We start from the raw sequence: 12,006 nt of genomic DNA on the forward strand, positions 1-12,006 counted from the left end.
TTTCCTTTCTCTTTTTGGTTGCCGGTCCTCTTTTTGGATATCTTCCAATCCTTTTTTGTGGCACTGTCCACTTCTTTTTCATTTTTCTTGGGCATTATCCCACCTAGGAGGCTGGTGATTTAGTGCAAAATACTGCTATTTCCAGTTTTTATCAATTAGAAAAACCCTGCGAAATCAACCTTCTTTTTTGGCGAAATGCCACTGATTTGCGCGTGACAGCCGTTTTTCACCGGCCTTTTAGATCATTCGATGAAAGTTTGCGGTAAAAGCAAAAGAAGAATCCCCCACCTTTTTCGCTTCGTGCAGGTGGGGGATAGTTCATGTGTTTCATGATGGATCAAAGAGAGCGGTTATTTCCCTCCCACTTGTTTCGCTTTCGCGGGATCGACGTAAACGTTTTTGATGGAAGGGAATTGGGACAGTTTATAGGCTAAAATCTTTCTCACGGATTCGTTGATTCGTTCTTCAGACAGTTTTCCCGTTTGGACGGCGTCCCATATGCCGTCCATCACTTCTTTTTGGTGGTCAAACGTGTGGCAGACAAGCAATAAGTCAGCACCAGCCGCTATGGCGCGATAACCGATTTCCCGATAGGTGAAATACTTGCTTACCGCTCCCATCTCCAAATCGTCTGTCACGACAATGCCCTCATAGCCCAATTTCTCCCGCAGCAATTGTTGAATAATCGCGGAAGAAAGGCTGGCTGGATTTTCTTTGTCGTATACCGGGTATTTAGTGTGTGTGACCATCACAAAGAAATGGTCATGGTCGATGTTTGTGATGATTTGTCGAAATGGAAGAATGTCTTTGTTTTCAAGATCTTCCCTCCCGGCATCAACGGAAGAGCTGTCATGGTGCGGATCGATGTGACTGCGCCCGTTTCCCGGAAAGTGTTTCAGTACGGGCGTCACGCCCGCATCGGTCAGCCCTGTTACCACTTTTTTCCCCAACCGTCCTGCTAACACAGGGTCTTCCCCAAACGAACGGCTGTCGGTCGCAGATAAATCCAACACTGGTGCGAAGTTGATTTGAATGCCCATCGCGGCCAGTTCTGTTCCCGTTCGGTGGGCGATTTGATACACTTTGGCATCGTCTTTGCTTTGGCCGAGCTGCTGTTGAGAAGGGATCGGGGAAACGTATTGCCGCATTCGGACAATCTTTCCCCCTTCCTGGTCAATGCTAAAGACGAGCGGGATTTTGAATCGGTTTTCCAAGGCCACCCGCTGCAAATCGTTCGTCAAGGTGGCGACTTGTTCGGGTGTTTCCATATTGCGGTCATATAAAATGACCCCGCCCACATCATAGTGGCGAATCATTCGTTTCACGTGTTCATCGGGCTCGTTCGATGGAAATCCGACCATGACCAGTTGGCCGATTTTTTCCTGAAGGCTCATCGTTTTCATCAGACGATCAATTTTTTCGTTTTGATCAGACGACGGCTCAAAAAAGGTGATGCTTGTTTGGTGGGATGAGCCTTTTTCGTTTGGTTGCGTCTGTTGGCCGTCTTGTTCTGTCGGTTCGTTTGCTTGCGGTTGTTGATTGTTCCCGTTGTTTCGTTTTTCAGGTCTGCTGCTCAGGGAAACCGCCTTTGAGTCAGATAGTTCTCGGCTGACTAAAGCATAAGCAGACAAGGATAAGGCGACAGAAAGTAGAGAAAATAAGAGAATTGACGCCCATGAGATTCGTTTTTTTGCCTTTCTTCTAGAACTTCTAGAATGCTTCATTGCTTTTCACCCAGTCTAATTTTTGAATATTCGCCTCATCAAGCACCAAACGTCCATTTTCCTTCATGACATGCCAGTATCCGTCCCATTTCCGTTGCCAGCGAAGGATGTTAGTTCAATATATGAGATATTTCTAATAGTAATAACGTCGATTGTATCTCATTCGTTTCTATGTACATGCTCATTGGATATGGAAAAGTTAACCTTCTCCTACGTAGTGCCTGCCCGGTGATACCGTTCCTAAGAAAAGCGATCGGAATCAGACATAAAACGGCTGAAAATCATCCATGACTGCGGATGGCCGTCTCAGACACTTCACAAGCAGGAACGGGAGATGAAAAACGCTCATCTTCACTAGTGTGCGATGAGGGTTCGTCTTGTCATGGAAAGTTATGATGGAGAGAAAGTTTTTGCGGAAGGACAGTGTGTCCTTCCTCCGTATTCACCGCAACTGAATTCAATCGAACGCTTGTGTAAATGGGGAAGATATCTTTATGACCGATGTGTTTCACAAAAGTTGAAACGATATCGTCCAAGCCATTGCCGAGTTTGTGAACGACATTCATGAACGCTCGGAGGAAATGCTGAAACGTCTGAGGAGGTGCAGCGAGAAGTGAATTTTTCAAGGTGCATCTATATCATATTGCAGTTCTTTCGCCTAACTCCCTATGTTCACTTTTCGCCTTCTGCAGGTTGGAAATAGATTGGAGGCAATTGAGGGAGCACTGTTGCTGATGGTTGTATAGTATATTGTTGCTATTTACTTTACGCTTTACGGTTTTATCTTCGCCATCAACAACCATCACCTCTTGTTTTGCGGGTTTTTTGTTATGAATTTATGGAATAAAAAGGGTTTTGATGGGGTATATAGAATCATTTATAAATGGGGTGAATTTCTTTTTATTTTTTATTGTTGATTGCGTTGCAGTGCAATGGGAGAGGCAAACCTTTGAGATGACATGAACAGAGATTCTTCAGCTGGAAAGGAGAACATAGAGGTGATTACGGACGAACGGCAAGGGTTGCAACACCAATTGGAAGTGATTTTACATGAACTAGACAATCCGGTTAACTGGACGCAGGAGCAAGCTAATTCTTTTTATGAGGGGTTTTGTCGATCCCGAAAAGGGTTAGGGGATCGATTAATTTTGAAAATAACGAGGATCATTCCAATTAAAGGAGGAAAATTGCTTATTGGAGTAGTATTAAATCCGGATACCTTCCTCCCGTTTACCTTGCCATTTAATAATGAAAAATGGAATGTTTCCTTTGCTTTAAACGGAGAAGCGGAACAGGTAAAAGAAGGGGAGATTGTCGTTACTGTTCCGATGGCTCTTGATATAGAAGCATTACAAGGGAGGAACGATAGGGAAAGACGAATGAGGAGCATGGTATCAGTCAAAAGAAACTCTGTGAAACAAGCGCCGTCCCAAACCCAGTTATTAGAGATATTTGGACATCGACTTGAACGTAAGCTTGGACATAGAATAGTTGAAAAGCTCTCTGAACAGCTTGGTTCATTAGAAGAGTTGTCCAACTTTGTATTGGAGGAATTTATACAGATATATGAAGATCACATTCAGTGTCAAAATGAAGAGCTTGATAGACAAGAACAGGAGCTAGAGAAGAAAAAGCAACATCTTGATCAAAGACAATCTCAGCTAGAGGAAAAAGAAAGCAGTCTGAATGAAAGGGAACGCCAGCTAAACGAAAAAGAGCAACAGCTAGACGAATATGAGAGCCGCCTGCATTCCCAATTTGAGCGTCTGCGTCTTTTGCCTCCTCGATCTTTGTCCGAGCGATTGGCAGAGGAAGAAGAAAGCGGCTCGGAACTGATTCCGTGGAATGGACAAGGTGACATAATCGATGTCATCCGCGGGGCGTTGCACACCCAATGTGATCTTCAATATGAACGGGATGTGATTGAGTGTTTCGTGGGGGCGCTGAAAACCAATCAGCTGATCATTTTGCATGGACCGAGCGGAACGGGGAAGTCCAGTCTAGTGAGAGGGTTTGCGAACATCATCAAGGGGGCAAAATCCTACACGATTAGGGTGCAGCCGAGTTGGACGGATAAACAAGACATAGTCGGATTTCTGAATCCGATCGATTACCAGTACATATCAACTGAATTTTTAGACGCTTTGGTTGAGGCTAGGGCCAATCCAACGTCGTTATATTTGATTTGTTTGGACGAAATGAATTTGTCTCATGTGGAGTATTACTTTGCAGAATTTTTAAGTGCTAGGGAGGAGAACCCTCCTAAGATTACCCTTTACTCCAAGCATTTTGAGGAAATGGCTCGCCGCATGATTGAACCTTATATTGTTATTGATGAAAACGGGATAGAATCTTTTGATGAAGAGAAATGGGCGAGCAGACCGAGCGAATCGGAAAAATGGAAGTTGCAAAACTGTTTTCAACTCTGTCACCGTTATCCAGCAGAGTTGGATATTCCAGATAATGTTAGATTCATTGGCACGATGAACATAGACCATACCGTCAAAGGACTAAGCCCTAAAATTATCGACCGCAGTTTTTTCATTGAATTGCGTCATCCACAAAATGAAGATCAATTAATGGAGGAACTAGAAAAGATAGGAGTCAACCAGAAGATCTTTCTTGATATACAAAACGATTTAACCGTGGCGGAGATGGATGAAGAATACAGGCAACGGGTGAAACAATTAAATACATTATTGACTCCGCTAGGGGCGAGGTTGAATCATCGGGCGTTGAAGCACATTGGTTATTACGGAAGGGCTATTCCATCCGGCATGGCTTTCGATCAAATTGTACGAGGAAAGATTTTACCTAGAATTCATGTTCAGCGGGATGGAAACACGGTGAGAGCATTTGAACAACTAGTGGAGGAACTTAATTCATTATCTCCATCTGCAAGGACGAAAGAAAAAATTGAAGAAATGAGAAATAACGGAAGACTAATCACGTATTGGAGATGAGGGTGTATGGAACTATGGATTGCCAAGGTCAAGCCCGATGCTGAACATCCTATCCAAAAACTAGAGAAACTCCTTATCTTTGACAGAGATCATCAATGCTATATGGTGACAGAGTATGAAGGGGGTGTCGTTGTCAAAGTACCTAACAAAAAGGTACGAAAGGTATTTTTATCCCATTACGGCATGTTGGATGACGAAGAGCGAATTCCATTAGTATATGACAAACAATGGGATGTTTGGTATGACCAAGGAGACGAGTCGAACGAACGGGCTCCTGTCGGCTTGAATCAATGTGGTACTTTTTTCTTTGAGGGGGAAGATGAAAACGGGTATATCATTGAACGGTCAGGTGATGTCTATATTACGAGTAGTTTGTTGACCAAAGAGGAATTTCAACAAATGAAAGATGAAATTTGCAGTGTGCTTGAGGATTTCCTGGTTGTTTATCAAGGACCAGTTTCTCCAATAAAACGATGGACAAAGCGGGTTGAAACGGCTCAAAATGTATGGGAACGGATGAAAAAGTTAAGCGTGGTGTTGATTGAAATTGCGAAAGTGCCCCATGAGAAGCTGAGTCAGGAACGCCAACTGACTCCCGTTCAAAAAATAAAACGATTAGATGCGCAAGTATTGATTAACCGACGGCTGTTTCCTTTTAAAAATCAGCTTTTAGCCCCGGTCAACGTGCGTTCTATTGACATTCCAGAACATCGAATGATACGTTGGGGGCTTGAAAGGATCATTGATCAGGCAGAACGACATATAAGACAGATGAAAAACGAACGAGAGGTTTTGAATCGCAGAAGGCAACTGTTGAAGCAAGAACGTCAAGGGCTTAGGGGGTTAAATTTGTTTGACAGGCAAAAAACGGAGAGTTCTATTCATAAGAATCTCGGTGATCTTTCTGAAGTGGAACAGCACTTAGAGGAGAACGAGCGTTATTGGGACGAAATTAGAAAGATGGCGAACGAATGCTTACAGCTGCCTTATTTAGATGTTGGTGAAGAAGAGATGGAACAGACACATCTGTTTATTTTTTCTCCTCTTTACCGGGAAGCGTATCAATATTTAGACGGTATATTGAATGACCAACCATCTGAACTATCAATCAAACAGTTATCTCATGTATATGTTCCTTTGCAAAAGTCCCCTAACTTATATGAAACGTGGTGCCTGCTTTCGATCGTTCATTCGTTGATTTACGAGTGTGGATTCGTGCCATCGTCCCATCCATACCATCAAATTAAACAGTATATGGAAAATAAGAAGCAACTTAGAGGCATATCGTTTAGTTTTCATCGTCCTGTCTATCGCTACGAAGGTTGTGTCAAGGGGAGACGAAGGATGCAAGAAACAACCTTATTTCTTGAGTTGTGTTATGAGCACACGTTCTCCGCGGCGGGCAAATCGTACAGGCCGGATTTTACCTTTATTTTCACGGATCAGCTTCAAGCAAAGAAAACCATTGCTTTTTTGGATGCGAAATATAGGCCAGTCGATAACCAAAGCTGTTGGCTTCAGCTCGTTAGAGATACATCTTTCCAAAAATACTATGCCCCTTTATCGGAAAAACCAATCGCTTCGTTTTTGATTCATCCAGGCCGAGTCAAAGGGGATGATACGTGGAATGCAAGGTTGGATAACGGGAGACAAGAGGAGTTGCGCCATCGTTTAGGCAGTTTTCATTATAGACCAAATGATAAAAAAGAATTGGTCAAGTGGATCAATATGTTGTTGCATTACCATTTGGAATATGACGGTGTGTGTATGCATTGTGGGACACATGATTGTGCCGAATTGGACGATCGCGGCTGGAAACAATATTTTACTTGTAAAAGGTGTGCTGCCTTTTGGGTAGAAACCTATTGTTTTAACCGAAAAAGGGGGCCTTGGGTGAGGGGAGATGCCCATGATGAACGGACCGCTAAGTTATTTAAGTATACAAAACACTCGGGGATGAACTACCATAAAGAAACGAATAATGAGTGGGATGTGTTTTGTCCAGTTTGCGGCAAGCGGGCTCAAGATCGAAAAAAATCGGGATAGATTTTGCGGTGGAAAAGGTTTATTGTCATTGGAAGGGACGGCTCTCTCTTGTTGGAATGTTCCTTGTTGCACATTATCCCAGAGAAGAAACAACTGCAGGGAACGTATAACGATTTTTGCCGCCGTCATTCCGAACAGAAAGACGATACGTTGTTTTTGTTGCTGCTGTTTGGCACGGCGCAAGTATTCAAGATTCCCGATGTCCCTTCATTTCACGTGTGGAAACTTTCGGACATCATAGACGTTTTCCAAGGTGTAGAAGTGACACACCCCATCTATGCCGAATGGATCAGGGCACTCGAGTGGGAACAAGACCGCGCGCGGCGTGTGGAGGAGGAGAAATTGACTGCCATCGGCGGGGGGGAAGGAAAAAGAGAAGGAATGGAAAAGGCATGGATACCGAAACCGCTTCACGTTCTTTTATTATTTGTATGACGAGTTGAGAAAATACTCCTGACACGGTGAGGAACAATGGAAGATTCATGGAAGCCCTCATAATCCACTAATGAATTTCAAGTGGATGCCAACGACGCTGTTCGGAAAGTGTGTCGATGTTTATTTTGAATTCAATTACGAACACTTGCTTTTTAAGTTAGCCGATCAGGAACAAAAGTTGGAAAGAGACGAACTTACCTCGCTGCGAAAACGAGTAGAATTGATTTGCCGCCAAGTTTCCGCAAATCGAGGGAACCATGAGCCTACGAAGAATAAGAAGGGGCGGTTTGTTTCCTTATACAAGTGGGAATTTGATTTTGCGAAAGAAGGGCTTGCTCAGATGATGGACGTAGCAGACCGAATCGTTGATGAGGTTTATCAGGAAATTCGCAAATGGTCAAAGCACGTTTCCAAGGGAGATTACAAGGAGCAGGCTAAGTAAGGAGCAATGTGATCTATCAACATGTAGATGAACAAGGAAGACAAGTGATGGCTTCTTTTAATATCCGTGAAGAATCAAAAAACACAATCGAATATCCAATGACACCTTGTATGCCAAGGTGTCGCCATCGGGTGCAAGCAACTGGTGGATATCGACCAGGCCTTTCGGATATCTTGAGCTGCTCCTATGGATCGTCTCATGATTGGGCGCGTTTCTTCAAAACACGGCGACCTGTATTAACGGACAAAGCGAGGAGAAGTACGTGAGGGAAGAAAGCATGTTAGTCAAAATCCATGGCACATTGGCGGAGGGAAAAGACGATTATGAAGCGACACGTGGAAACTGGCGGATAAATGAACGGAGATTGCCGTATATCCAGTATGTAGTGGGGGTCAACCACGGAAAAATTGTTTGTGCTTTCCTCCCTAAAAAATGGGAAACGATCGAGGAAGGAGGTCGGAGGAAAAAACGGTTTGAGGGCGTAGAGGCTTCGGTAGAAATATTGCAGAAGTTACGACAGAAAGAAAGCAAAATAGTGAGGAAATTTAAGGGACAGAATCCCGTCAGATATCTTTCATTGGATGAACTGGAGGAAATGTAAACAGAATCTCAACCGTGGAGTGGCATTTTTGTTTATGGCAGAATATTTTTACGATGAGGAGACGATTCAAAGAGCGTGGGATCATTTGAAAATGATCGACGAAGGGCTGTTGGAAAGAAAAGGCGGGGTTCTATCATCGAAGGTGCACCATTTGTTTATCGAGATCAAAAAGGAGCTGAAAAAGATGAAGAAGGCGCAGGGGGACGGGAACGGTTGTTGTCTCAAGACCACGGAAGTGGGGTATGACGATGCAGCCCCATCTAGCGGCTCGCTATGAAAATTCGAAGAAAGTTTAGCGGAGTGAATCGTTATAAGGGGGGATCGCATTCACATGACAACGGCAGTCCTTCTGATCCGGACGCGTTGGTTGATAGCGGATAGGGGAGTGATTTTTAGAATATAGGCGGCAGTGATGACGGATTGCCTGCCGCCTATGATGTTGATCATCCCCGTTTCGGTGCTAGTTCAACGGCGACACGGATGGCTTCAAGCATGCTTCGCTCGTCGGCAAGATTTTTCCCAGCGATGTCAAATGCAGTGCCGTGGTCGACCGAGGTGCGGATGATGCCGCCTTTGAGGCCGACGGTGATGTTGACGCCGGCTTCGAGCCCGAGCACTTTGATCGGGGCATGCCCTTGGTCGTGGTAACATGCTACAACGATGTCAAAATCCCCGCGTACGGCTCGGTAAAAGAGCGTGTCGGCTGGATATGGCCCTGAGACGTTGATTCCTTCTTCTTGCGCTCGGCGGATGGCGGGGATGAGTTTTTCCTCTTCTTCCCCGTTGCCGAACAGGCCGTTTTCGCCGGCGTGAGGGTTGATGCCGCATACGGCGATGCTTGGGTGTTCCTTTCCAGCCCTTGTCAATGTATCATGAGCCAGCTTAATGACTTTGTAGGTGCGCTCGGGATTGATCATTTCAATCGCTTGAATGAGCCCGACGTGGGTCGTGAGATGAATGACCTTTAGCTGCGGTGAAGACAGCATCATCGCATAGTCTTCGGTGCCGGTTAAATCCGCTAAGATTTCTGTGTGCCCTGGATACAGATGGCCGCCTTTATGCAATGCCTCTTTGTTCAGCGGGGCGGTGCAGATGGCGTCGATGTCTCCGTTTTTGGCTAGTTCGATGGCCTGTTTTAAAAATTGGAAAGCGGCATCTCCCGCTGCGGCCGATACTTGGCCAAACGGCAAGTCGGCCGGGAGTAAATCTAAATGGAGGCAGTCAATCGTTCCATATTGGTATTCTGCTTCGGCGATGTTGGAAATCGGGCGAACGGTCAGGCTAGCGTTGGTGATCCGGACAGCCCGTTCCAATATTTTTGCATCCCCGATCACCAAAGGATGGCACTGTTCGTAGATAGACGAGTTTTGCAGGGCTTTCGCGATAATCTCCGGACCGACTCCTGCAGCATCTCCCATCGTGATTCCAATGGTAGGTTTCATTTGGCATCGACTCCTTGTAACTGATGAACGGCTTGAATCAAGGTGTTTTCTGAACCAAAGGCTCCGGCTTTGGTAACGACGTACATTCCCGACTCATGGATCAGCTTTGCCAGGGGCACCCCTGGTTCGATTTCATCAATCAATTCAAAACCGGCCGCTCCGATTTGGCTGCATACATATTTGGCAGTATCTCCGCCTGTTAATACCATGGCTCCAAAATATCCGTTACGGATCAACCCGGCAGCGACTTCCCCCAAGCTCTCAGCGATGAGGTTGCTCATTTCGACGGGGCTTTGTCCATTTGCCTCCCCGATGGCTTGTACTTGTTGGATGTCGCTAGGGGAAGCGGAGGAATAGAGGGCGATATGGAATCCTTGTTTTGCCTCGTTCTCGGCCTGGCGCAACGCCTTTTCCATTTCCGTGATGCGGGACTGGCAGTCGCGCACCAGTTGTACAGAATCGACTTGGATGCCTTTGACGGTTGGCAAAGAAAGAACACGGTCAAGCTGTGTCCGCGATACGTGGCTTACACTGCCGACAACGAGCAAGATCGGTCGTTCGCTCGGTTTGATGACCATCGTTTTGGGCGATGTTTGCAGGTCATATGCTTCGGGAAGATAATGCGCCAACCCGGCCGAGCCGACCCAGACGACTCGTTCGTTAAGCTGGCGCACATATTGGGCGATATGACGCAAATCGTCTTCGGTGACGGAGTCAAAGACGATATACGGGATGCCATCAGCCCGGTAGCGATCCAGCTTCTCTTTCACTTTGTCGAAGCCGAGGCGAAGGGTTTGGTAATCAATCAACCCAATCGGTCGCTTCGTCTGTTTGGCAAGCAAGCGGGGAATGGATGATTCATCGATCGGGCATTTTGGATCCCTTGATAGCTCAGTTTCATGAAGCAAGGTGCCACACAAAAAGTGGTATCCTTGATAAACCGTTCGTCCATTTTGCGGATAGGCCGGTGCGATGATCATAAATGTCGGCTGCATGGTGTCGTAAATGGCATCGATCTCTGCGCCGATATTTCCCCTCAAGGTGGAATCGATTTTTTTGTAAATAATTGTAGCGTATTCTTTCATCGTTTCAGCTATACTTTTTACTTTCTTGTATGCCTTTTCTTTAGGCAAGGAGCGGCTGTCAGCATCAATGACAACCGCATTAGATTGATGTAAAGCGTTCGAGTCAAGTTGAAACAGAACGGATGTATTTAATCCGTAGCGGGCGAACTGTGCTCCGCTGTCATTTGCCCCTGTTAAGTCATCTGCAATGATTGTGATTTTCATGGTGCATCTCCTTCCTTGGGGTAGGGGGAGTCCCAATTATGAACCCATTTGGTACTTGACAGTGTTCTTGTGGTTATTTTTCCTTTCTAGTCTTTTAGATAAAAACGCAATGTAAAGAGGCAACAAAATGGCAGTTGTAACCGTGCTAGCTGCTACTTGGACGGTCGCCAAATCAGCAACACTAGCGAAAGAAGCATTCGCAGCTGCGATGGCGGCAGGGGTGGCTACTGCGTTTCCTGCGGTGGAACCTTCAGCTGCCCCGACGATCGGATTCCAACCCAGTATTTTAAAGACAAGATACCCAGCTGTACCGGTAAGAAAGACGGTGGCTACCCCGAGCAATACCCCACTTACCCCTCCTTTGACAATAGCCCCGAAATCAATTCCCATCCCTAAGGAAAAGGCGAAAAATGGGATTAACATATCGCTGCCTTTGGATAAGAACTCCCTCATCTCGCTGTCCAAATTGCCAAGAACCATGCCGATCACAATCGGCAGTAAGACCGAGATAAAGGAGACAACTGAAAACATTCCGTCAACGAACCCCATTGCGCCGAAAATCGATAAGGCGACCATTGTTAAAAACGGTCCATCATTTAATGCTAATAGAGAGTAGGCGGCCTTGTCATCTTCTTTGCCATATTGACCGACAATCGCCATGTACAACCCTCCGTTGCTGTTAGTCATGGCGGCAATAATGGCAAGAGGTACTAATCCTAAAAATAAACCGTCCGCACCTGCAAAAAGGTAGGCGATTAGACCAATCACTGCGCCAACTAACCATTTTACAAAAAGTAAGGTAAAGCCTTTTCTAAGGGCAATTCCTGCGCTGTTTAGATTGATTTGGGCTCCAGCGCAAAGCAAAAACAGGGCAATTAAAGCGCTCGCGCTATTGACAAATAACGCCTCGGTAAAATTTCCGATTCGAAGTAAATTAGGCGCAAGCGTGTTAATGGTTGCGGCTAGTAACAACGGTATGACCATCATCCCGCCAGGAATCCGCTCCAATGTCGCTTTGATTTTCATTTCTCCCTTCCCCCTTTGCGAAGTGTTTAAAAATGAAA

General features: G+C 45.5%; 10 protein-coding genes. 6 read left to right on the plus strand and 4 right to left on the minus strand.

The window, feature by feature from the left end:
• Positions 1-350: 350 nt before the first annotated feature.
• Positions 351-1,403: a glycoside hydrolase family 3 protein gene (locus IC803_RS00325; protein ID WP_223812002.1), complete on the minus strand. Its 1,053-nt coding sequence runs from the start codon at positions 1,401-1,403 to the stop codon at positions 351-353.
• A 1,319-nt stretch (positions 1,404-2,722) separates the two neighbouring features.
• Here IC803_RS00325 and IC803_RS00330 point away from each other — a divergent pair.
• The 6 genes from IC803_RS00330 to IC803_RS00355 all read left to right on the plus strand — a co-directional run bounded on the left by IC803_RS00330 (position 2,723) and on the right by IC803_RS00355 (position 8,488).
• Positions 2,723-4,687, plus strand: coding sequence for an McrB family protein (locus IC803_RS00330; protein ID WP_158083299.1), 1,965 nt, complete (start codon positions 2,723-2,725; stop codon positions 4,685-4,687).
• Between the two features lie 6 nt (positions 4,688-4,693).
• Positions 4,694-6,733, plus strand: coding sequence for a DUF2357 domain-containing protein (locus IC803_RS00335; protein ID WP_081210373.1), 2,040 nt, complete (start codon positions 4,694-4,696; stop codon positions 6,731-6,733).
• 150 nt (positions 6,734-6,883) lie between these two features.
• The gene (locus IC803_RS00340; RefSeq protein WP_143421097.1) at positions 6,884-7,168 is read left to right on the plus strand and encodes a hypothetical protein; all 285 of its coding nucleotides are present in this window, start codon (positions 6,884-6,886) and stop codon (positions 7,166-7,168) included.
• Between the two features lie 85 nt (positions 7,169-7,253).
• Positions 7,254-7,610 (plus strand): hypothetical protein, encoded by a 357-nt coding sequence (locus IC803_RS00345; RefSeq protein ID WP_143421098.1) that lies wholly within the window; start codon positions 7,254-7,256, stop codon positions 7,608-7,610.
• A gap of 262 nt (positions 7,611-7,872) precedes the next feature.
• A complete protein-coding gene (locus tag IC803_RS00350; protein WP_081210379.1) occupies positions 7,873-8,211 on the plus strand; it encodes a hypothetical protein in 339 nt (112 codons plus the stop codon).
• Positions 8,212-8,245: 34 nt separating this feature from the next.
• Positions 8,246-8,488, plus strand: coding sequence for a hypothetical protein (locus tag IC803_RS00355; RefSeq protein ID WP_143421099.1), 243 nt, complete (start codon positions 8,246-8,248; stop codon positions 8,486-8,488).
• A 166-nt stretch (positions 8,489-8,654) separates the two neighbouring features.
• Here IC803_RS00355 and pdxA read toward each other — a convergent pair whose 3' ends face one another.
• Genes pdxA through IC803_RS00370 form a run of 3 tightly spaced genes read right to left on the minus strand, consistent with a single transcriptional unit; the run spans position 8,655 to position 11,968 of the window.
• Positions 8,655-9,653: a 4-hydroxythreonine-4-phosphate dehydrogenase PdxA gene (gene pdxA / locus IC803_RS00360; protein ID WP_081210383.1), complete on the minus strand. Its 999-nt coding sequence runs from the start codon at positions 9,651-9,653 to the stop codon at positions 8,655-8,657.
• Positions 9,650-10,942 (minus strand): four-carbon acid sugar kinase family protein, encoded by a 1,293-nt coding sequence (locus IC803_RS00365; protein ID WP_081210385.1) that lies wholly within the window; start codon positions 10,940-10,942, stop codon positions 9,650-9,652. The genes pdxA and IC803_RS00365 overlap by 4 nt, the downstream gene beginning before the upstream one ends.
• A gap of 36 nt (positions 10,943-10,978) precedes the next feature.
• Positions 10,979-11,968 (minus strand): 2-keto-3-deoxygluconate permease, encoded by a 990-nt coding sequence (locus tag IC803_RS00370; protein ID WP_081210387.1) that lies wholly within the window; start codon positions 11,966-11,968, stop codon positions 10,979-10,981.
• Between the last annotated feature and the right edge of the window lie 38 nt (positions 11,969-12,006).

It is taken from the genome of Geobacillus sp. 46C-IIa (assembly GCF_014679505.1).
Lineage (GTDB): Bacteria > Bacillota > Bacilli > Bacillales > Anoxybacillaceae > Geobacillus.

Excerpts from the sequence above, each read along its gene's own strand:
- IC803_RS00325 (WP_223812002.1), bottom strand. The coding sequence starts at position 1,403 with ATGAAAACGATGAGCCTTCAGGAAAAAATCGGCCAACTGGTCATGGTC.
- IC803_RS00345 (WP_143421098.1), top strand. The coding sequence starts at position 7,254 with ATGCCAACGACGCTGTTCGGAAAGTGTGTCGATGTTTATTTTGAATTC.
- pdxA (WP_081210383.1), bottom strand. The coding sequence starts at position 9,653 with ATGAAACCTACCATTGGAATCACGATGGGAGATGCTGCAGGAGTCGGT.
- IC803_RS00365 (WP_081210385.1), bottom strand. The coding sequence starts at position 10,942 with ATGAAAATCACAATCATTGCAGATGACTTAACAGGGGCAAATGACAGC.
- IC803_RS00355 (WP_143421099.1), top strand. The coding sequence starts at position 8,246 with ATGGCAGAATATTTTTACGATGAGGAGACGATTCAAAGAGCGTGGGAT.
- IC803_RS00370 (WP_081210387.1), bottom strand. The coding sequence starts at position 11,968 with ATGAAAATCAAAGCGACATTGGAGCGGATTCCTGGCGGGATGATGGTC.
- IC803_RS00335 (WP_081210373.1), top strand. The coding sequence starts at position 4,694 with ATGGAACTATGGATTGCCAAGGTCAAGCCCGATGCTGAACATCCTATC.